The 20,037-nt window shown below is 73.7% G+C and carries 26 protein-coding genes; 8 read left to right on the top strand and 18 right to left on the bottom strand.

The window, feature by feature from the left end; translation table 11 throughout:
• Positions 1-372 carry a GntR family transcriptional regulator gene (locus tag ACLQ14_RS01690; RefSeq protein WP_425809211.1) on the bottom strand — a complete coding sequence of 124 codons (372 nt, stop codon included), beginning with the start codon at positions 370-372 and terminating at the stop codon, positions 1-3.
• A 32-nt stretch (positions 373-404) separates the two neighbouring features.
• Positions 405-1,289, bottom strand: a complete 885-nt coding sequence (locus tag ACLQ14_RS01685) for a hypothetical protein (protein ID WP_425809209.1) — start codon at positions 1,287-1,289, stop codon at positions 405-407.
• Between the two features lie 48 nt (positions 1,290-1,337).
• Here ACLQ14_RS01685 and ACLQ14_RS01680 point away from each other — a divergent pair, with 48 nt between their 5' ends.
• A complete protein-coding gene (locus ACLQ14_RS01680) occupies positions 1,338-1,856 on the top strand; it encodes a hypothetical protein (RefSeq protein WP_425809207.1) in 519 nt (172 codons plus the stop codon).
• 55 nt (positions 1,857-1,911) lie between these two features.
• Positions 1,912-2,136 (top strand): type II toxin-antitoxin system Phd/YefM family antitoxin, encoded by a 225-nt coding sequence (locus tag ACLQ14_RS01675; protein WP_425809205.1) that lies wholly within the window; start codon positions 1,912-1,914, stop codon positions 2,134-2,136.
• An 18-nt stretch (positions 2,137-2,154) separates the two neighbouring features.
• Here the strand turns inward: ACLQ14_RS01675 and ACLQ14_RS01670 are convergent, their stop codons facing one another.
• The gene (locus tag ACLQ14_RS01670) at positions 2,155-3,087 is read right to left on the bottom strand and encodes an aldo/keto reductase (protein WP_425809203.1); all 933 of its coding nucleotides are present in this window, start codon (positions 3,085-3,087) and stop codon (positions 2,155-2,157) included.
• 109 nt (positions 3,088-3,196) lie between these two features.
• Between ACLQ14_RS01670 and ACLQ14_RS01665 the strand changes: the two genes are divergently transcribed.
• Positions 3,197-4,093 (top strand): LysR family transcriptional regulator, encoded by an 897-nt coding sequence (locus tag ACLQ14_RS01665; protein WP_425809201.1) that lies wholly within the window; start codon positions 3,197-3,199, stop codon positions 4,091-4,093.
• Positions 4,094-4,279: 186 nt separating this feature from the next.
• Entirely contained in the window at positions 4,280-5,014 is a 735-nt protein-coding gene (locus ACLQ14_RS01660; protein ID WP_425809199.1) for an SDR family oxidoreductase, read from the top strand.
• 29 nt (positions 5,015-5,043) lie between these two features.
• Here the strand turns inward: ACLQ14_RS01660 and ACLQ14_RS01655 are convergent, their stop codons facing one another.
• From ACLQ14_RS01655 to ACLQ14_RS01630, 6 genes are all read right to left on the bottom strand, one after another.
• Entirely contained in the window at positions 5,044-6,297 is a 1,254-nt protein-coding gene (locus ACLQ14_RS01655) for an ATP-binding protein (RefSeq protein WP_425809197.1), read from the bottom strand.
• Positions 6,298-6,415: 118 nt separating this feature from the next.
• The gene (locus tag ACLQ14_RS01650) at positions 6,416-6,739 is read right to left on the bottom strand and encodes a DUF6510 family protein (protein WP_425809195.1); all 324 of its coding nucleotides are present in this window, start codon (positions 6,737-6,739) and stop codon (positions 6,416-6,418) included.
• A 24-nt stretch (positions 6,740-6,763) separates the two neighbouring features.
• Positions 6,764-7,588, bottom strand: coding sequence for a ferredoxin reductase (locus tag ACLQ14_RS01645; RefSeq protein ID WP_425809193.1), 825 nt, complete (start codon positions 7,586-7,588; stop codon positions 6,764-6,766).
• 2 nt (positions 7,589-7,590) lie between these two features.
• Positions 7,591-8,187 carry a molybdopterin-dependent oxidoreductase gene (locus tag ACLQ14_RS01640; RefSeq protein ID WP_425809191.1) on the bottom strand — a complete coding sequence of 199 codons (597 nt, stop codon included), beginning with the start codon at positions 8,185-8,187 and terminating at the stop codon, positions 7,591-7,593.
• Between the two features lie 46 nt (positions 8,188-8,233).
• Positions 8,234-8,728: a hypothetical protein gene (locus tag ACLQ14_RS01635; protein ID WP_425809189.1), complete on the bottom strand. Its 495-nt coding sequence runs from the start codon at positions 8,726-8,728 to the stop codon at positions 8,234-8,236.
• 39 nt (positions 8,729-8,767) lie between these two features.
• Positions 8,768-9,244: a MarR family winged helix-turn-helix transcriptional regulator gene (locus ACLQ14_RS01630; protein WP_425809187.1), complete on the bottom strand. Its 477-nt coding sequence runs from the start codon at positions 9,242-9,244 to the stop codon at positions 8,768-8,770.
• A gap of 53 nt (positions 9,245-9,297) precedes the next feature.
• Here ACLQ14_RS01630 and ACLQ14_RS01625 point away from each other — a divergent pair, with 53 nt between their 5' ends.
• Positions 9,298-10,032: a hypothetical protein gene (locus ACLQ14_RS01625; RefSeq protein ID WP_425809185.1), complete on the top strand. Its 735-nt coding sequence runs from the start codon at positions 9,298-9,300 to the stop codon at positions 10,030-10,032.
• A complete protein-coding gene (locus ACLQ14_RS01620) occupies positions 10,029-10,772 on the top strand; it encodes an SDR family NAD(P)-dependent oxidoreductase (RefSeq protein ID WP_425809183.1) in 744 nt (247 codons plus the stop codon). Before ACLQ14_RS01625 ends, ACLQ14_RS01620 begins: the two co-directional genes overlap by 4 nt.
• A gap of 14 nt (positions 10,773-10,786) precedes the next feature.
• On the opposite strand, the gene ACLQ14_RS01615 is transcribed toward ACLQ14_RS01620, so the two are convergent.
• Positions 10,787-11,158, bottom strand: a complete 372-nt coding sequence (locus ACLQ14_RS01615; protein ID WP_425809182.1) for a hypothetical protein — start codon at positions 11,156-11,158, stop codon at positions 10,787-10,789.
• A gap of 5 nt (positions 11,159-11,163) precedes the next feature.
• Entirely contained in the window at positions 11,164-12,069 is a 906-nt protein-coding gene (sigJ, locus tag ACLQ14_RS01610; protein ID WP_425809180.1) for an RNA polymerase sigma factor SigJ, read from the bottom strand.
• 82 nt (positions 12,070-12,151) lie between these two features.
• On the opposite strand from sigJ, the gene ACLQ14_RS01605 reads away from it, so the two are divergent.
• Positions 12,152-13,015, top strand: a complete 864-nt coding sequence (locus tag ACLQ14_RS01605) for an SDR family oxidoreductase (RefSeq protein WP_425809178.1) — start codon at positions 12,152-12,154, stop codon at positions 13,013-13,015.
• A gap of 7 nt (positions 13,016-13,022) precedes the next feature.
• Here ACLQ14_RS01605 and ACLQ14_RS01600 read toward each other — a convergent pair whose 3' ends face one another.
• The 6 genes from ACLQ14_RS01600 to ACLQ14_RS01575 form a co-directional block, all read right to left on the bottom strand.
• The gene (locus tag ACLQ14_RS01600; protein WP_425809175.1) at positions 13,023-13,421 is read right to left on the bottom strand and encodes a type II toxin-antitoxin system VapC family toxin; all 399 of its coding nucleotides are present in this window, start codon (positions 13,419-13,421) and stop codon (positions 13,023-13,025) included.
• Complete coding sequence (locus ACLQ14_RS01595; protein WP_425809173.1) at positions 13,418-13,678, bottom strand: hypothetical protein; 261 nt, start codon at positions 13,676-13,678, stop codon at positions 13,418-13,420. The genes ACLQ14_RS01600 and ACLQ14_RS01595 overlap by 4 nt, the downstream gene beginning before the upstream one ends.
• A gap of 103 nt (positions 13,679-13,781) precedes the next feature.
• The gene (locus ACLQ14_RS01590; RefSeq protein WP_425809171.1) at positions 13,782-14,990 is read right to left on the bottom strand and encodes a hypothetical protein; all 1,209 of its coding nucleotides are present in this window, start codon (positions 14,988-14,990) and stop codon (positions 13,782-13,784) included.
• 95 nt (positions 14,991-15,085) lie between these two features.
• Positions 15,086-15,529, bottom strand: coding sequence for a pyridoxamine 5'-phosphate oxidase family protein (locus ACLQ14_RS01585; RefSeq protein WP_425809169.1), 444 nt, complete (start codon positions 15,527-15,529; stop codon positions 15,086-15,088).
• Between the two features lie 35 nt (positions 15,530-15,564).
• A complete protein-coding gene (locus tag ACLQ14_RS01580) occupies positions 15,565-15,912 on the bottom strand; it encodes a CHY zinc finger protein (RefSeq protein ID WP_425809167.1) in 348 nt (115 codons plus the stop codon).
• A gap of 47 nt (positions 15,913-15,959) precedes the next feature.
• The gene (locus ACLQ14_RS01575) at positions 15,960-16,940 is read right to left on the bottom strand and encodes a zinc-dependent alcohol dehydrogenase family protein (protein WP_425809165.1); all 981 of its coding nucleotides are present in this window, start codon (positions 16,938-16,940) and stop codon (positions 15,960-15,962) included.
• A 127-nt stretch (positions 16,941-17,067) separates the two neighbouring features.
• Here ACLQ14_RS01575 and ACLQ14_RS01570 point away from each other — a divergent pair, with 127 nt between their 5' ends.
• Entirely contained in the window at positions 17,068-17,658 is a 591-nt protein-coding gene (locus ACLQ14_RS01570; RefSeq protein ID WP_425809163.1) for a TetR/AcrR family transcriptional regulator, read from the top strand.
• Between the two features lie 202 nt (positions 17,659-17,860).
• On the opposite strand, the gene ACLQ14_RS01565 is transcribed toward ACLQ14_RS01570, so the two are convergent.
• On the bottom strand, positions 17,861-19,951 hold the full coding sequence (locus ACLQ14_RS01565; RefSeq protein ID WP_425809161.1) for a HelD family protein: 2,091 nt from the start codon (positions 19,949-19,951) through the stop codon (positions 17,861-17,863).
• Positions 19,952-20,037: the final 86 nt, after the last annotated feature.

Genomic DNA, 20,037 nt, shown 5'->3' with positions numbered 1-20,037 from the left:
CTAGGTCGACGCGGACGGCGCGCCCTCAGCAGGGCGGAGCCGGTGCCACGCGTCCGCGAGGGCGTCGTACGTGGCCCGGGCGTCGAGCCCGAGCTGTGCCGCGACGACGACGAGCGCGTCCGCCGCCGCGTCGAGGTCCGCCCGCGCGGCGGCGGGCTCGGGCCGGGCGGCGGGCGCGAGCACGACGGTCCCGTGCCGGCCGCGCGTCTCGACGAGGCCGTCGCGCGCGAGCGCGTCGTAGACCTTGTTCACGGTCCCCCGCGCGAGGCCGAGGTCGGTCGCGAGGTCGCGGACCGTGGGTAGCCGCGCGCCCGCGGGGAGACCGCCGGACAGGACGAGCCGCTCGATCTGCGCCCGAAGCTGCTCGGACACGGGCACCGGCGAGGCGGGATCGACGCGGACGATCACGTGGACGGCCCGGAGCCGACCGCCGGGCGCGCCGCCAAGCGGACGGCGACGCGGCCGCGCCGCGGGCGCGGCGACGCCCGGCGCAACGCGAGGACGGTCCCGACGAGGCTCGCGCACGCCGTCCCCAGCCCGACCCATCCGGCGACGGCCCCGTCCCACGGCAGCAGAGCGCAGACCCAGCCGGCGGCGAGGATCGCGGACGCGAGCGCGAGCCACGCGACGACCTCGCCGGCGAACTCCCGAAGCCGCGCGTCGACGGCCATGACGCGCGGCTCCGTCACGATGCGGCGGCGCCCTCGGACGGCGCGCTCGGTCGCCGCCGTGACGGCCACGAGCGCGGCCCCGGCCAGGCCCATGACCAACGCCGCGACGCTCCCCGTGGCGATCCAGCCGACGATCCCGACGAGCAGCGCCGCCCCGACGACGCCCCACCCGGCGCGCATCACGCCGGGCCGCGCCACGGGCGGGCGGGGCTCGAGCGACGCGACGGCAGGGTGCGCGGCGACCGGGCGGAGCCGGTACGCCTCGGCGGAGAACGCCCCGAGCACGGTGCCTGCGAGCCCGCAGAACAGGACGTCGGTGAGCGGGCTTCCCTCGCCCAGCCCGATCCGCACCGATCCCGCCCACCGCACGCCGAGGACGACGGCGAGCGCCACGCCACTCAGCCCGCCCAGCACGCGTCGCGACCGGTGTCGCACGAGGTACGCCCGGTACACACAGGCCTCGTCCGCGGGCACGACTTCGGCCCCGGCGAGCCAGGCGACGTCGGCGTCGGACACGGACGCGGCGCGCTGCAGCAGGACGGCCACGGCCAGCACGAGCACGCCCACCACCAGGAGCGCGAACAGCGCCACGGGCGCCTCCTCTGTCAGCTTCCGCACGGCGTCGCACCCGTTGGCGCGACCTCATTGGCACACTACAGTGTGCCAATGAACAGTACCGACGGCGGAGCGCTGGTGCTTGCCGACCTCGTCCCTCGGACGTCCCGACGGCGGCGGGTCGCCGCGGTGATCGTCGTCGTCGCGCTCCTGGTGGCGGCCTGGTTCTCGCCGGAGCTGGTGCGTCCGCGTCTCGTCGACATGGACGACGCGGCGTGGGCCCCCGAGCCGGGCGCGATCGTCGAGACGACCGTCGGGGCGGGCGCCGAAGCCTGGCCGTGGCTCGCTCTCGACGGCGTCGACGACGTGCCGGGCGCTCGCGTCGTCGACGCGAGCATCGAGGACGAGACCACCGGAACCCCGCTCGACCGGATTCGCTCGGGCGACGACGCGGTCCTCGTCGTGCGGTGGCAGGTCACGGACTGCGACGCCCTCAGCCGCCGGGTGCGGCCTGCAGCGCACCTGCGCGGCGCACTCGGCACGACGACGACGCAGCGCCTGCCCGCGATGGCCGGTCCGGCCTTCGACCTGCAGGCCTTGCGTTCCTTCGGCACCTGCGGCGGCGAATGAAAGGCACGGCGCACCGGGCTGGCCTACTCGACCAGGTCGGCCCAGGCTTGGACGCATGACCGAGCACGTGGACGCCCGGGAGGTGGAGGCGCGCCTGTCCGATCTGCTTCAGCGCGTGGAGCGGGGCGAGGAGGTCGTGGTCACCCGCGCCGGAAAGCCGGTTGCGCGCCTCACCGCCGTCGGCCTCGAGCGGGAGCGCCCGTCGGGCTCGGTGCCGTTCGAGGTGCCCCAGACCTTCTTCGACGATCTCCCCGATGAGGAGCTCCGCGCGTGGGAATGACCGGTGAGACGGGGTCGGTCAGGGGACGCGGTGGCCCGCGGCGCGGAAGAGCTCGTACCACTCCGCGCGGGTCAGCGGGATCTCCGAGCCGAGCGCGGCGTCGGCGACGCGCTGCGGCGTCGTCGTGCCGAGCACGACCTGCATCCGCGCAGGATGGCGCGTGATCCAGGCGGTCGCGATGGCGATCGCCGGGACGTCGTACTGGGCGGCGAGGCGGTCGATGACGGCGTTGAGCTCGGGGTAGTCGTCCGAGCCCAGGAACACGCCGTTGAAGAACCGCGCCTGGAAGGGCGACCACGCCTGCAGGGTGATGTCGTTGAGGCGGCAGTAGTCGACGACGCCGTTGTCGCGGCTGATCGACTGGTCGAGGTCGCCCATGTTCATCGCGACGCCCTGCGCGACGCTCGGCGCGTGCGTGATCGAGAGCTGCACCTGGTTCGCGACGATCGGCTGCGTCACGGACCGGCGCAGCAGCTCGATCTGGCCCGGCGTGTGGTTCGAGACGCCGAACGCCCGGACCTTGCCCGCGGCCTGCAGCTCGTCGAAGGCGCGTGCGACGTCGTCGGGCTCGACGAGGGCGTCGGGGCGGTGCAGCAGCAGGATGTCGATGTAGTCGGTCCGCAGCGCGCGCAGCGACCCCTCGACCGACTCGACGATGTGCTCGTACGAGAAGTCGAAGTACGGCCCGTCCGGCACGATCCCGCACTTGGTCTGAAGGGTGATCTCGGCGCGCTCGGATGGCGTCAGGGCGAGCGCCTCGGCGAACCGCTCCTCGCACTTGTGCAGCGAGCCGCCGTAGATGTCGGCGTGGTCGAAGAAGTCGATGCCGGCGTCGCGCGCGGTGCGGACGAGCGTGCGGATCTCGTCGTCGGTCTTGTCGGGGATCCGCATCATGCCCGCGACGACGTTCGGCGCGGTGATCTCGGTGCCGGGCAGGGTGAAGGTCTTCACTGTTGATCCTCGGTGATCGTGGTTCGTGGTGGGTGCCTCGAGCGTAGGGACCCCGTAACCTAGAAGTCCAACAACTAGCGCTGATCGAATTCAGAAGGCGAGCCGATCAATGGATCTGCGGCAGATGGAGTACCTGGTCGCGCTCGCCGACGAGCAGCAGTTCACGCGCGCCGCCGCGCTGTGCGGGGTCTCGCAGTCGGGGCTGTCCGCGTCGGTCCGCAGCCTCGAGGACGAGCTGGGCACCCCGCTGTTCACCCGCACGACGCGGCGGGTCGAGCCCACCGACGCCGGCCTCGCCCTCCTGCCCCACGCCCGGGCGATGCTCGCGGCGTCGACGGCGGCGCGGGACGCCGTCGTGCGGGTGACGCGCCAGGTCACCGGCACCGTGCGCGTCGGGGCCGAGCAGTGCCTCGCCGTCGTCGACCCGCCCGCGCTGCTCGAGCGGTTCCACGAGCGGTACCCGCACGTCGAGATCCACTTCACGCAGGACGGCTCGCACGACCTCCTCGCACAGCTGCGCGCCGACGAGCTCGACGTCGCCTTCGTCGCGACGACCGACCACCTCGGGGCGCTCGCGCGCACGCCCATCGCGAGCGAGCCGATCGTCCTGCTGGCGCCGGCGGACCACCCGCTCGCGTCGCGGGCCCGCCTCGACTGGTCCGACCTCGACGGCCTCGACTTCGTCGACTTCCAGCGCTCCTGGGGAGTGCGGCCGCTCAACGACGCGGCGTGCGAGGCGCAGGGCGTGCGCCGCCGCGTCCGCTGCACCGTCAACGACATCCACACGCTGCTCGACCTCGTGCACCGGGGGCTGGGCGTCGCCCTCGTGCCCCGGCAGATCGGCGCCAAGCCACAGGCCGAGGGGCTCGCGGTCCTCCGCCTGCCCGAGGACACGACGCCGCGGTGGCAGGTCTCAGCCGTCACCGGCGCGTCCGACCACGCTGCCGCGCTCGCTCCGCGGCTCCTGGAGCTCCTCGACCGCCCGGCGGTCATCAGCGCGGCCTAGCGGCGGAGAGCCGGGCGCGTCGAACATGCCACGGCCCGCGACCGGCCCGACCCGCCGGGACTCGCCTCCGGGACTTGCCTCAGAGCATGGTCGGATTTCCGCCAGACGCCCACAGCGACCACCTGATGTGCTGGCACCCGTAGGGCCGCCCGACAGGGCGGCTGAAGCCGACGGAGGGACCTGACCGTGAAGATCGCACTCGTGACCGGTGGCACCAGGGGGATCGGGCTGGCATCCGCCAGGCGGCTGGCGCAGGACGGCGCGCACGTCGTCGTCGGTGCGCGGCGGCCCGAGACCGGCGACGAGGCCGCAGACCAGCTCGTGCGCGACGGCCTCGCCGCGAGCAGTGTGGCGCTGGACGTCACGGACCCGACGTCCGTTCGGGTAGCGGCCGGTCAGGTCGCCGAGCGGTTCGGACGTCTCGACGTGCTCGTCAACAACGCGGGCATCCTCCCGGAGGCGACCCAGGCCGACCCGGCCGAGGTCGTCGACCTGGCGATGTTCGAGCAGACCTACGCGACCAACGTCCTCGGCCCGGTCGCCCTCGTCGAGGCGTTCCTTCCTCTGCTCCGACGGAGCCCGGGCGGGCGGATCGTCAACGTGTCGAGCACCATGGGGTCGCTCGCCCACCAGACCGACCCGGACTCGCCCTGGCACGCCATGGTGGTGCCGGCCTACCAGTCGTCGAAAGCCGCTCTCAACGCGATCACGATCGTGCTTGCCAAGGCGCTCGCCGACACCCCGATCAAGGTGACCTCCGTGTGCCCGGGGTGGGTGCAGACGGACCTGGCCCCGGGCAACCGCGAGCAGGCACCCGTCACGCCGGAACAGGCCGCCGAGGTCGTGCACCGCGCCGCCACCCTGGACGCGTCGGAGCCATCAGGCACGTTCGTCGACGCGGACGGACCCGTGCGCTGGTGATCAGGGATCGAGCGTAGCGACCTGGCGGGTCACGGCCCGAGCGCGGTGATCGGGACGACATTCACGCCGTCGGGCCGACGACCCGCGCTGCCGGTAGCGGTGACCACGATGAGGGACATCGGTTTCCCTTGTCTCTCGGTGTCGACGCGGTCGGCGAAACGCAGCAGCGCCGCGGCCGCCTTGTCCACGTCCTTCTGACTCATCTTGACCTCGACCGCTGCCCACTCGCCGCCTGGGAGCGTGATGACGGCGTCAACTTCGTGGCCCTCAGCGTCACGCCACGTGTCGACGCGCCCCTCGAGACGCTGCGCGTAGATGCGCAGGTCACGGAGGACGAGCGCCTCGAAATGGAAGCCGGCCGCTTCCAGGTCGTTCAGCAGATCCGTGCTGGAGACGCCCAGCGCACTCGTCGCGAGCGACGGATCCACAAAGTAGCGGGTCGCCGTTGTGCGAAGCCTCGTTCGGGATCTCATGTGCGGCTGCCACGCCTCGGAGTTGTCGAGGAGCTGCAGCCGCTCGAGCGCGTCGAGATGGCTGTAGATCGTGGCGGGCGCGACCGGACCGCGCTCGCCACCGGCGTCCGCGGAAATGGCTCGGGTGGTCGGGCTCTGACCCACGAATCGCCCGAGCGACGCGAGGACGCGGCTCATCGTGCGGGGGTCACGGCGCCCTACGAACGATGGGATGTCGACCTCGACGACCTGTCTGAGGTAGCCGGAGAGCCATCGACGCGCCGAGGTCTCATCAGCTTCTAGCAGATCGGGCCAGCCACCGATGACGATGCGCTCCATCAGCTGCGGCACGGTGAGGCCGCCGTCCCGACCCATCTGCTTCTGCCCGGCCAGGAGCGCGGCGACCGAGACCTCACCCGTCGAGTGGCTCGACTCGAAGAGGCTCATCGGCCGCATCCTGAGGACCCCGAATCGGCCCGCACCCGAATGCCGGTTCACGTCGTCACGTGGGGTCGCGGAGCCGGCCAGGAGGTACAACCCACGCCCGCGATCTGCGGCATCAACGGCATGGCGCACGCGGTTCCACAGATCGGGCGCGACCTGCCACTCGTCGAACAGGATCGGCGTCGGACGGTCGAACAGGTAGTCCGGATTCAGTTCGATCGATGCCCGAGCGGTGCCGTCCTGGTCCATGGTGAACACGGTCGCGGCCACCCGCGATGCCGTAGCGGTCTTCCCACACGCCTTCGGCCCCTCGATCAGCACCGCTCCGACAGCCTGCACGAGGTCGGAGAGCTCTGCGTCGGCGACGCGCGGTCGGTAGTCGGGCACAGCTCGACCATACCCTTCACCGCGCGAAAGTGAACGGATTGCCGGACTCGAACTGAACAGATTGCCGGGCTTCAGCTGAACAGATTGCCGGAGGTGGACTGAACGGATTGCAGGCCGCTCACCGGTCCACCGACCCGACGGCCGCGAGCTCCAGCTCCGCGATCCCGCTGAGGTCGACGCGCAACCGGCCGGGCGCCGCGACGTAGCGGAGCAGCACGGCCTCGCACGACGGGCACCGCCCGACGACGCCCGGGCCGTGCGCCCACACCATGAGCGCCGCGAAGGGCCCCGAGTCCCCGCAGGCGCGGCACCGGACGAGCGCCGTCGTGATCTCGGGCAGGAAGATGCCGGCCAGCGCACCCGCGACGGCGTTGCCGTCGACGTGCCCGTCGCTCGGGTCGAGGGCTCCGGGCTGCTCGGCGAGCGTGTCCTGCTGGGTCATGGTCGCTCCTTCGTCCGACGCCGGTCAGTCGCTCGCTGGCCCGAAGCGCTCGGCCCGGATCGCCGCCGGGTCGTGCCCGAGCGCGAGCAGCATGCGCGTGACGGCCTCCACGAAGCCCGTCGGTCCGCACACGTAGCAGACCGGTTTCAGCTCGGGCGGCCAGCCGTGCGCGGCGACGTCCTGCAGGCCGATGCGGCGCGCCTCGCGGGGCGCGTCGAGCGGGGCGGCGCGCGTGTAGAAGACCTGGGCCTCGACGCCATCCGCCCGGCCGTGGACGCCCGTGAGCTCATCGAGGAACATCGCGTCGTCGGAGGTCCGCACGGAGTACAGGAGCCGGAACGGGGTCCGGTCCCCCGCGCCCCGGCGCGCCCGCACCATCGCGACCAGCGGCACGATCCCGGACCCGCCCGCGACCAGCAGCACCGGCGCCGCGCCCGCGAAGCCGGGCTCCCACACGAACCAGCCGCCGACCGGCCCACGCACCTCGATGAGCTGCCCGGCCTCGAACGCGTCGACCAGGTACGGCGACACCTCGCCGCCCGGGACCCGCTGGACCGTGACCGCGACGGCGCCCGGGCGGGCGACGTCGTGGGGGGTCGAGATCGAGTACGCGCGCTCGGCGGTGTACCCGTCGGCGGCGGTGAGCCGCAGGTCGACGTGCTGACCGGCCAGGTGGCCGGGCCAGTCGGGCACGTCGAGCTCAAGCGTCCGCGCGGTCGCGCTCTCCACGCGCGCGGATGCGAGGGTCGCGACCCGCCAGCCGCGCGTCGTCGCGAACCGCTCCCCCAGCCGCACGGGCGCGGCCGTGCCCGTCGCACCCAGCTCCACCCCGCCCGACGGCGCAGCCACGGTCAGTCCCCCTGGTAGCGCTGCTCGCGCCACGGGTCGCCGTAGTCGTGGTACCCCAGCTGCTCCCAGAACCCGTGCTGGTCCTCGCGGAGGAGCTGGATGGACCGGACCCACTTCGCGGACTTCCACAGGTACAGGTGCGGGACCAGGAGCCGCGCCGGGCCGCCGTGCACCGGGGCCAGCGGGGCGCCGTCGTACGTGTGCGCGATCCACGCCTTGCCACCGAGGAGGTCGGCGACGGGCAGGTTCGTCGTGTACCCGCCGTAGCAGCCGACGAGCGCGTACTGGGCGGTCGAGGTGACGTCCGCGAGCAGGACGTCGAGGCTCACCCCGCGCCAGCTCGTGCCGAACTTCGACCAGCGGGTCACGCAGTGCAGGTCGACCTGCGGGTCGTCCTGGGGAAGCCGCTGGAGGTCGTCCCAGGACCAGCGCCAGTCGGTGCCGTCCTCGTTGCGGATCACCAGCTCCCACGACTCGAGCGGCACGCGCGGCGTCGGGCCGGCGGAGAGGACGGGGAAGTCCGTGACCTCGTACTGGCCGGGCGGCAGTGCGACGCCGGTCGGTCGCGGTCGTCCCTGGAAACCCGGGGTGAGGGTCATGGGCTCACGGTAGAGGCGCCGCCCGTGGGCCGCCATCCCTGGCAGCTCAGTGCAGCGCGTACTTCAGCGCCACGACGAGAAGCCCGAAGCAGCCGCCGACGAGGATCTCGCCTACGAGACCCCAGCCGCGGGCACCCGCGCGCCACGCGGCGATGCCACCCACGGTGATGAGGAGACCGCCGGTGACCCAGAGCGCCCACCACGCGGCGGTCTCGCCGTCGGCGCCGAGCGCCCGAGCGACCAGCAGCGCGACGATGGGCGGCGCCGAGCCGATGAGGACGGCCCAGTTGTCGTTGAGTGCGTGCAGGACGCGCGTGCCCGTCGAGTGCTCGCGATCGGAGAATCGCCCGCCGACCGCGTCGACGTACACGTGGGCCAGCCAGTAGACCAGCGCCACCACGACCGTTGCGACGACGACCCGGTCTCCGGGCGGGGCGTGCACGCTGACGACGGCAAGCACCGAGGCCGCCACCACGGCGCCGTAGAGCATCTCGGGGACCTGCGCCTCCGAGAACCACCCCTGCGCCCGGCCGACGGCCATGGGGCCAGCGTACGACCGGGCGTCCCTGCGCCGGCGTTCTCAGGCGGGACGGGTCGGGGCGGTCTCGCGGTGGACCTGCGCGTCGAGGCCGTGACCCGCGATGAGCTTGCCGACGAGCCGGGCGAGCTCCTCGCGCTCGCGGGAGGTCAGGGGCGCGAGGACGGCTTCCTCGTGGGCCTCGGCGAGCGCCCGGAGGCGCGGGCCGAGCGCGCGCGCGTCGTCGGTGGGGTGGAGCTCGTAGTTGCGGCGGTCGGTCTCACTGCGCCGCCGGACGACGAGCCCTCGCCCCTCGAGCCCGTCGACGAGCGCGACGACGCGGCTGGGCTGGGTGCCCAGCCGGTTCGCGAGCTCGCGCTGGCTCAGGCCGGGCTCGCGCGAGAGCAGCCGCAGCACTCCCGCCTCGGAGGGGCTGAGCCCGACCTCGCGGACCGCGCTCGCGAACGCGTCGCTCACGTACGAGCCGAGCTGGGAGAGCGCGAAGGCCGTCCGGGGTCCGCTGGGCGCTGCCTTCACCATGCGTCGAGGATACCCCGTTGACGGAATGATTCATGCATGTAATCGTTGATGGCATGACTGAATCGACGGCTCGACCTCGTCCGAGCGCCCCACGCGCCGACGGCGGCCCGCACCCCGGCGCGCTCGCGGTGGTCGCGGCCGCCCTGTTCGTGGCGAGCGTCGTCGTGGTGGTCGCCGCGACGGGCGGCTCGGGCGCGTCGTCGCCCGTCGGCGCCTCGGCGTCCGACGTCGCCGCGCGCTACGCCGACCACCCCGCCGGCTTCCGCGTCTCCGCGCTGCTGGGTTTCGGCGCGACGGTCCCGCTCGCGATCCTCGCCGCGACCGTCTACACGCGGCAGCGCCGACTCGGCATCCGCGTCCCCGGGCCCGCGATCGGCCTCGTGGGCGGGGTGCTGGCGGCGGCACTCATGGCCGTCTCCGCGCTCGCGACCTGGACCGCCGCCCAGGACGGCGTGCCAGACGACGCAGCCGTCGCCCGCGCGCTCGCCCTCCTCGCGTTCGCGACCGGAGGGGTGGGGTTCGCCGTCGGGCTCGGGCTGCTCGTCGCCGGGGCCGCGGTCCCAGCCCTGATCCTCCGGCTCGTGCCACGGTGGCTCGCCTGGGTCGGCCTGGTGCTGGCCGCCGTCGCCGAGGTCAGCTTCCTGTCGCTGGTCGTGGAGCCGCTGCAGTACTTGCTGCCCGTCGCGCGGTTCGGCGGGCTGCTGTGGCTCGTCGCCTACGCCTTCCTGGTTCCCCGCTCACGGCACCAGGTCCCGGCGCTCCGCGAGACCGGGCGGGCCGACGCATGACCGCCGTCGCCAGCGCCGTCGTCGTCGGGGCGAACGGGCTGATCGGCAACGCGGTGGCGCGCCGGCTCGCCGAGACCGGGGCGCGGGTCACGCTCGTCGCCCGGGACGGCGACGCGCTCGCCACGCTCGCCGACTCCCTGCGGGCGGCTTCCGACGCGCAGGTGGAGACGGTCGCCCTCGACGTGCGGGACGACGACGCCCTCCTCGCTGCCGTCGCCGCTGCGGCCGGGCCCCACGGCCTCGCGGTCGCGATCAACAACGTCGGCACCGCGCACCGGCCGTCGCCGCTCGGCGAGCTCGACCTCGACGACCTCGACCGCGTGCTCGCCGTGAGCCTGCGCTGCGTCGCCGTCGCGATGCGCGCCGAGCTCGCGGTCATGGCCGACGGCGGCACGATCGTCAACGTCGCGTCGTCCGCGGGCGTCGCCGGCGCGCCCGGGATGTCGGCGTACGTCGCGGCCAAGCACGGCGTCGTCGGGCTGACGAGGACCGCGGCGATCGACTACGCCGCCCGCGGGATCCGGGTCAATGCCGTCGCGCCCGGGCCCATCGAGTCGGGGCCGATCATGGCGCAGCCCGCGGAGGTCCGAACGAGGGTCGGCGGGTTCGTGCCGCTGGGACGCATGGGCACGGCCGACGAGGTCGCCGACGCCGTCGCGTGGCTCGCGTCCCCCACCGCGTCGTACGTCACCGGGACCGTCCTGCGCGTCGACGGCGGCAAGGGCGCCGGCGGCGCCTGAGCCGGAGCCCGCGGTCAGGCGGTCGCGGGTGCACGACGCCGGGTCCTCGCGGCGGCGACCCACCAGAGCACCGTCGCCACGACGACGATCAGCAGACCCAGCCCCACGTACGTGCGCGTCGCGGCGAGGCACGGCGGGTTCCCGCCGTCGAAGCCGTCGCCGAGCAGGTCGAACGCCGCCGCGTCGCAGGTGATCTCGTCCGTCACCGGCGTGAGGACCATGACGGTCAGGCCGCCGAGACCCACGAGCAACGACGCCACCGCGCCGAGCGCGAGACGGTTCGTGAGCAGGTGGCGACGGTCGAGGAGGTACGCGCCGACCACCGGGCTCGCGGCGGCGAGCAGCGCAAACCCGGTGAGGGTCAGGCCGAGCGCGTTGCTCCACACGGGCGTCACGGTAGCAACGCCGCCACGTCGACGTGCCCCAGACGCTCCGGGTCGGCGAGGACGTCGACCGCGACGATCCGACCGTCCACGACCGTGAACGCCATGACGAACTGCGCCTTCCCGTGCGGCGCCACGACCACCCCGGCGGCACCGTTGACGAGCGCCGGGTACGGCAGCTGCGGCATGCTCGCCGCCGCGATGACGGCCTGGCTCGTGACCTCCGCCGGCCCGTGCAGGACCATCGACATGGCCGGGCGCGCCCGGCCGCCGTCGGACGTGAGGACGACGTCCGGGTGCAGGATCGCGAGGAGCCCGTCGAGGTCGCCGTCGCGCGCGGCGGCGAAGAACGCGTCGACGACGCGTCGCTGCTCGGCGAGGTCCGGGTCGGGCGCGGTCGGGCGTGCGCGGACGCGGCGTCGCGCGCGGCTCGCGAGCTGCCGCACCGCCTCCGGGGTCCGGTCGAGCATCACGGCGATCTCGTCGAACGGCACGGCGAACATGTCGTGCAGCACGAACGCCAGCCGCTCGGCCGGCCCGAGCGTCTCGAGCACGACGAGCAGGGCGAGCCCGACCTGGTCCGCGAGGACCGCCTCGTGCTCCGGGTCCTGACCGGACACGGGCCCGACGATCGGCTCCGGCACGTGCACCTCGAACGGGTCCTCGCGGCGCGTCCGGCGCGACCGCAGCGCGTTGAGGCAGACCCGCGACACGACGGTGGTCAGCCACCCGTCGACGTTGACGATCTCCGCGCGGCCCTCCGCCTCGTCCCCGCCGGAGCCCGCCACCCGCAGCCACGCGTCCTGCAGGGCGTCGTCGGCGTCGGGCAGCGACCCGAGCAGTCGGTAGGCCACCGCCCGGAGCCTCGGGCGCTGCTCCTCGAACCGGGCGAGCAGATCCTCGCTCGTCGTCATGTCACGTTCCCTCCGTCCGGGGTGTCAGCACCCTGACACGCCGCAGCAGCGCAGCGTGACACCACACCGAAGGAGACGTCCCATGACCCGCACCGGTTCCGCCGACCGCCCCACCGTCCTCGTGACCGGCGGCACCGGCACGCTCGGCCGCCTCGTCGTCGAGCGGCTGCGCTCGGCCGGGCGCCCCGTGCGCGTCCTGGCCCGCCACCTGCCCGACGACGGCGCCTCCGCCGAGCCGCGCGGCTCCGGTTCCGCGGGGGTCGAGTTCGTCGCGGGCGACCTGGCCACCGGAGAAGGCGTCGCCGAGGCGCTGGCCGGGGTCGGCGTCGTCGTGCACTGCGCCGGGAGCGCCGCCGGGGACGACGCCAAGGCCCGCACGCTCGTCGACGCGGCGGTCGCGGCCGGGGTCGAGCACCTCGTCCACATCTCCGTGGTCGGGGTAGACCGGATCCCGGTGGAGTCGCGGCTCGACCGCGCGCAGTTCGGGTACTTCGAGGCGAAGCGGCTCGCCGAGGACGTCGTTACCGCGTCGGGGCTGCCCTGGACCATCCTGCGCGCCACGCAGTTCCACGACTTCGTGGCCGACCTCGCGGACCAGCTGGGGAAGATGCCGGTCGTTCCCGTGTTCGCGGGGGTGAGCTTCCAGCCGGTCGACGCGCGCGACGTCGCCGACCGCCTCACCGGGCTCGCGCTCGGCGAGCCCCAGGGACTTGTCGCCGAGCTCGGCGGCCCGACGACGTACCCCATGACGGACCTCGTCCGCGACTGCCTGCGGGCGACCGGGCGTCGTCGGCCGATCCTGCCGATGCGGAACCCCGGCAAGGCGGCCGCCGCCTACCGGGCCGGCGCGAATCTCACGCCCGAGCACGCGACCGGCACCCGGACCTGGGAGGACTTCCTCGCAGAGCGGACGCGGGTCCTCACGGCGGCCGGCCGATCGGCGTGACGACCTGTCAGTCGTCCGCTCCGAGCCCGAGGACGGCGACCCGGCGAGCCTGCGCCTCGCGGGTCAATCGCTGGTCGAAGGTCGCGAGCGGCACGGAGAGCTGCTCAGCCGTCGCGAGGACGCAAGCGTCGGGCATCTTCAGCGCGGCGGTCGCCCGAACCCGCGCTAGGTCCTCAGGCGATGGGCCCCCGTCGGGAGCGATGTCGAACCCTGCCGCCTCGAGCACGTGCCGTGCGGCGACTTCTGCCCCCACCCGAGCTGGACCGACGAGGACCTCGGCCATCGTCAGGGGGTGAAGGACCATCCCGTCACCCCCGTGCTCGCTGGCGATGCGCTGCGCGGCGTCGTGGTGAGGATGAGCGGGCGTGCTCGCCGCGATCACCACGTTCGCGTCGACCACGATCATTCCGACCAGCCCTCGCGGATCTCCTGCAGGTAGCCGTCGGGGTAGTACGCGGCCAGGCTCGTCAGCTCTTCTACGGCACGCCGGCGTTGTCTCTCACCGTCGCTCAGATCGCTCTCGACGGCACTCGCCCCGGCCATGATCAGGTGCGTCAGCAAGGCGGTCGGCCGTTCTCCCGGCCACCGGCGACGCGCGATGTCGAGGGCGTGTGCGACGGCGTCCGTCTCCGTGACGGGGTGGCGCGGTCGAGTGGTGGGCACCGTCCAAGTGTAACACTGGCACCGTAGGTGTCACACTGCCCTGCCGCGCGACCCGGCCGGGCGGGCGGGCGGCGTCCCCTCACTGCCGCCCGCCCGACGCGCGTCAGCCCCGGGGCACCCGGTCGAACGTGATCGTGACGAACCGCGGGCGGTTGTTGTTGGCGTTCGCCAGCAGGTCGTCCCCGACCTGCGAGTTCACGTTGTACGACACCACGAGCTCGCCCGGCTTGCTGATGGTCGGGTGGGCGGCGACGTTGTAGGGCGCGTAGATGTGGCCGACCCCCTCGGGCGCGGTGTAGACCGCCGTCCGGTTCACGAACGGGCCGGTCGGCGAGTCCGAGGTCGCCACGTAGATCTTGTGGTCCGTGAAGATGGCGTTGGCCGTCGTCGTCAGGACGAACTGCCCGTCCATGGGAGTCACACTGTACGAGGCGCCGACGTCGTTGCCGATCGACGCGGCGGACAGCTCGTCCTGGGACCAGCCCGTCCCGTCGAAGAACTGCCAGTGCTTCTCGGCCAGGTGCCCGACGTGCGCCCTCGCGACGTACATGTCGCCGCTCAGCTGGCCGTAGACGTAGATGTAGCCGCCGCACCTGACCAGCTCGTTGCCCCACTCGACGCCGCCAGGTGTCCCGTAGGTCGGCGTGATCTTCTCGACCGAGAGGTCCCGGGTCGAGAGGGTCGCGATGTCGCTCCCCAGCCAGCCGAAGTTCCAGGGCGGCGGGCCGTCGGTCGAGCCGGTGCGACCCTCGAACAGGAGCAGCTTGCCGCCGTCGACGATCCCGTCGCCGTTCCAGTACCAGGGGTCGCCGTCGCTTCCCGGGGGCGAGACGAGCGACTCGGGCGCATCGTGCGTGCCCTGCGTGACCGTGGTGTCGGGCAGGCCGTCGCGGCCGCCGAGCACCGCCGAGCCATGGATGAAGCCGGGCGACGTCATGCTCTCGTCCGCGTTGACCGGCCCGAGGAACGTGTCGTTCATCAGCCACACGACGCCGTGGCCCGGGACGTCGGCGGAGTAGACGCCGTCGGACGCCGCCCAGCCGCCGTGGTCGGACCAGCCGCCCCCGCCGTTCCCGAACTCGCGGAACGCCTGGGTGAAGCGGTCGTTCGCGACGGCGCCGGTCGGGACGAGCGTGTCGCGTCCGGCCCCGGCGCTGCACTGGCCGAGGCTCCCGGTGTCCGGCGGGAGCGCGGCGGACTGCGTCGGCGTGGCCGCTCCCGCGGGCGCGGCGAACGCCGCCCCGACGAGGCCGGCGACGCCCGCGAGCAGGGCACCGGTAGCCAGGGTTCGTGTGCGGACCGTTCGAGCCATGGAGATTTCCTCCTTCGTAGACATCGTTGTCATGCCCGCTCATCCAACTACGAGGACCACGCGCTGACAAGCACCCGACCCGGCCCGCCGAGCTCCTAGAGCCAGGCGCCGTCCCGCATGAGCGTCCGGCCCGCAAGCTCGTTCCCCTCGCGCCACGCCTGCACCGTCAGCGGTCTCACGGCCAGGTAGGCGTACTCCTGCGGCTCCTCGCGCGGGTCGAACCCGGTGGCCGCGGCGAATGCCGAGGCGGTCGCGTCGTCGGGCACGACGCGGATCACCTCCCCCTCGACGAGCACCACGTCGCGGGTCGCGCCGAACGCGAGCCGGGTGCGGCCGGACGCGACCAGGTTGAGCGCCGTCGACGACGACGAGACCGTCGACAGCAGGAACGTCTCCCCGTCCCACAGGTACGACAGCGGGACGAGGTACGGGACGCCGTCGGGCGTGGCGCTCGCGACCCAGCAGTCGACGTCGCGCTCGAACCGGGCAAGCGTGTCGGCGCGGCGCTCGTCGCGGGTGCGCAGGGCGGGGACGGTCACGGCGTTCTCCTCTTCGGCAGGGCGGACGGCCCCAGTCAGTCGGCGAAGTACAGGTGCGCGTGGGTGCGGCACCCCGGGTTGAACGGGGCGGCGCAGCGCGGGCACGCGTCCGACGCGCGGTACTCGGGCGTCGTCATGACGTGACCGCACACCCCGCACAGCGCGGACGGCTCGTCCCACGCGGACGGCGGGCGAGGGACGGCGGGGTGGTCGGCGTCGTCCTCGTGGCACTCGAAGCACGGGTACCAGACGCCGCAGCACCAGAACCGGAGGGCGACCACGTCGAGCGGGGAGGACCAGTGCACGCAGCGGGTCTCGTCGTCGACGGTCGCGCCTCGCACGGGCGGGAGCGGCGCCCGCACCGACGCACGAGCTTCCGTCATGACGCCCGACGGTACCCGTTGCGGCACCCCGTGCGGCAGGGTGCAGCTCAGACGGTCAGGACGATCTTGCCGAACGGGTCGCCCTGCTCGAGGTGCCGGTGGGCGGCGGCGGCGTCGGCGAGCGGGAACGTCCGGTCCACGGTGGGCGCGAGCGCGCCCGTGCGCAGACCCGCGCCGAGGAACGCCGCCATCCGTCGGACCACCACCGGGTCCAGGGTGTGCTCGAAGCTCATGTAGCGGTGGATCGTCAGCGGCGCCTGGGTCGGCATGGTCGCGGGGCGCGGGTCGAGCCAGCCGACGGTGACCAGCGTGCCCCTCGGCCCGGCCGCCGTCGCGAGGTCGGCGAGGCCGGGGCCCATGACCGAGTCGAGGATCAGCTCGACCCCCGCCCCGCCGGTGAACGCACGGGCGGCCGCGGGGACGTCGTCGTCGGCGGAGACGAAGACCTCGGCGGCGCCGGCGGCGAGGAGCCGGGCCTTCTTGGCGTCGGTGCGGGTCACGGCGAGCGGCACGGCGCCGATCTGGTTCGCGACCTGGATCGCGGCCAGGCCGACGGTGCTCGACGCCGCCGTGATCAGGACGCGGTCGCCGGGGCGCATCCCGGCCTTCTCGACGAGCGCGCCGTAGGCCGTGGAGTAGGAGACCCAGAGCGCGGCCGCGGTGACGGCGTCCAGGCCGGCGGGACGCGGCACGAGCGAGCTCGCCGCGACGACGGTCTCCTCCGCGTAGGTGCCGTCGAGGTCCATGGCGGGCACCGCGGCGAAGAGCACCGCGTCGCCGACCTCGACGTTCTCCACGCCCGGCCCGACGGCGTCGACGACGCCGGTCCCCTCGCACCCGATCCGCGCGTGCGGCAGGCGGAAGGGGCGCGGGAAGTGGCCCGCGCGCATGAGCTGGTCGAGCCGGTTCACGGCCGCAGCCTCGATCCGGACCCGCGCCTCGCCGGGCCCGGGCTCGCGGGACGGCTCGTCGACGACGTGGAGGACGTCGGGCTCACCGGTCTGGTCGAACACCACGGTTCTGGGCATGGCAAGGCTCCTCGGGTCAGTTCATGGCATCATCGACGGAAGCGGGACGACGTCCCGCTTCGACGATACGGAACAGCGTCCCGTTTAGCAACGGGTGACTGAGCACCTGACGAGGAGGCCCGACGCGATGACCGTTGCCGACGCGCGCGACGACGACACCGCGACGGCGCGGCCCCGCAGAGCCGATGCCCGCCGCAACCAGGAGGCACTCCTCGACGCGGCCGCCGCGGTCTTCGTGGCGTCGGGCGTCGAGGCGCCGGTCCGCCGGATCGCCGCGGAGGCCGGCGTCGGGACCGCGACGATCTACCGCCACTTCCCCACCCGCGCCGACCTGATCATCGCCGTGTACGAGCACCAGGTGGAAGGGCTCGCCGAGGCCGGGCCGCGCCTGCTCGCGACGCACGACAGCCCCTTCGAGGCGCTGACCCTGTGGATCGACAGGTTCGTCGACTTCCTGGTGACCAAGCACGGGCTCGCGGCGGTCCTGCAGTCCGACGACAGCTGCTTCGACCCCCTGCACGCCTACTTCCTCGACCGGCTCGTGCCCGTCTGCGGACAGCTCGTCGACGCTGCGACGGCGAGCGCCGAGATCACGGCGCCGATCGAGCCCCTCGAGCTCATGCGCGGCGTCGGGAACCTGTGCGCCGGCGCGACCAGCAGCCACGGCTTCGACGCCCGCCGGCTCGTCGGGCTGCTGGTCGCGGGCCTCCGCGGCTGAGGGATACCCACCTCGCCGACGGTGACGCCCCGTTCGCCGACGGTGACGCTGCGTTCGCGCATGCCGGGTCGCCCCGTTGAGCGGTCACGATCTGCGGTTGCGCGGCGGTTCGATACCGATCGTGACCGGTCGGGCCGCGCGGTGGCGGGGGACGGACCACCGCGAGCTCGACCATGTCACCCTCGGCGAACAGGACGGCCGGTCACCTCGTGTCGGCGTCCGCCTCGGGACGCGCGAGCTGCAGGCTCACCAGATGTTTGGTCGCGCGGGTCTGGGCGACGTAGAGGTCGCGCAGGCCGGCTTCCCCGGCGGCCCGGATGCCGTCGGGGTCGACGATGACGACCGTGTCGAACTCCAGCCCGCGGGCGTCCGGGGCCGCGACGACGGCGGCGCCGGTTCCCGCGAGCACGGCCTCCAGCTCCTGGGCACAACCCGCCGGGGCGACGATCCCGACGAGCTCGTCGGGGCGCTCCTGCGCAAGCTCGGCGACCAGGTCGCGCAGGCGTGCGGTGACCGACTGCTCGGTCACGCCGACGACGCGCGGCTGCTCGCCGTGCCGCAGGGAGCGGGACAGCCGCTGGTCGGGCGCGATCTCGGCGAGCAGCGGCTCGGTCGCCCCCAGGATCTCGGCTGTGGTCCGGTAGTTGACGGTGAGGCGGTGGTGCGCGACCCCGTCGCCGACGAACGGGCCCAGCTCGTCCCAGGTGCGGACGGTGGTCGCCGGGCCGGCCTGCGCGAGGTCGCCCACGATCGTCATCGACCGACCGGGACAGCGGCGCACCAGAGCGCGCCACTCCATCTCGGACAGGAGCTGCGCCTCGTCGACGACGACGTGCCCGTAGACCGCCTCCGGGAGACCGTCGACGAGCGCGGCGGCCTCGTCCAGGAGCGCGAGGTCGGCGCTGCTCCAGCCGTCGTGCCCGCCCAGCGAGGGGACGTCGTCGTCGGCCAGATCGGGGAAGGCCGCCGAGAGCGCGCGCCGGTCGCCGAGGAAGCCGCGGACCACGTCCGCGGGGCGCAGCCGAGGCCAGACGCGCGTGATCGTCCGGTCCACGGCCGGGTCGTCGAGGAGCTGGTCGCGGATGCCGTCCCAGTCGATGCCCAGGCCGTCCCCGGGGCCCTCGCCGCCGGGGCCGACGTGCCGGCCGCCGGTGCCCGCGATGCGGTCGAGGTCGATCCCGAGCGCCTCCAGCTCCTCCTCGAAGTCGGCGACCTCCTGCGCGGTGCGCCGCTCGAGCTCGTTCACCAGGTCGTCGACGACGTGCTCCGTGAAGCGGACGCGGGCGCGGTTGTGCCCGACGCCGCCCTCGAGCGCGCGTCGCCGCGCGGCATCGACCAGGGCGACGTCGAGGACGACGGTCTCGCCCGTCGCCGTCAGCTCCAGCGGGACGCCGTGGGGCTCGTGCCGCCGCACCCAGGACGCCAGACCCTCGGCGCACGCCGCGCGTCCCTTGAGCCGCGCGAGCCGGTCGGGCTCGGTCCGCGTCGCCTCCACGCCGACGACGTCGGGCATGGTCGCCAGCCGCACGTCGTTCTCGCCGAGCGACGGCAGCACGTCGGAGATGTAGGTGAGGAACCGCCGGTTCGGGCCGAAGACGAGCACCCCGCGTTCGGCGACCGCACCGAACGCGTACAGGACGTACGCCGCCCGGTGCAGCGCGACGATCGTCTTGCCGGTGCCGGGGCCGCCGTCCACGATCATGACCCCGCGGTGGGGAGACCGGACGATCTCGTCCTGCTCGGTCTGGAGGGTCGCCGCTGCCTCGTGCATCCGGCCGGTCCGGGCCGCGCTGAGCGCGGACACCAGCGGGCCGTCCCCGACGAGGTCGGCGCCGGTCGGCGCGGTGCCGTCGAGGATCTCATCGGTCAGCTCGACGACCTCCCGCCCCTCCAGCCGCAGGTGCCGACGCCGGCGCACCCCCAGAGGCGACGCGAGGGTCGCCGCGTAGAACGGCCGCGCGGCCTCGGCCCGCCAGTCGACGAGCAACGGCTCACCGGACTCGGTCCGCAGGCCGATCCGACCGACGTGCAGCGCCTCGCCTCCGTCGGAGCCGTCGATGCGCCCGAAGCACAGCCCGTGGTCCGCCGCCCGCAGCTGCCGCAGGCTCGCCGCCACCTGCGAGACCTCGACGTCCCGGACGTAGAGGTCGCTCCGCTCCCCGACCGGTGCGGCCATCGCGCGATCCTGCGCCGCGACCTTGGCGGTCACCTCCGGGTCGAAACGCGCGTACATCGCGTCGACCGACCGCTGCTCCTCGGCCACCTGCTCGACCCTGCTGACCTGTGCGTGCATGCCCCGCCCTTCGCTCGCCGGACGTCCACTATGGACAGCGCCCGGGGCAAAGACAACGTTGATCTTCGCGGGATTTCGTGGCCTCG

It is taken from the genome of Luteimicrobium sp. DT211, from assembly GCF_049844995.1.
In the GTDB taxonomy this organism is placed as follows: domain Bacteria; phylum Actinomycetota; class Actinomycetes; order Actinomycetales; family Cellulomonadaceae; genus Luteimicrobium.
Note: the sequence above shows the minus strand (reverse complement) of the source record. Positions and strands in the feature narration are given on the sequence as shown.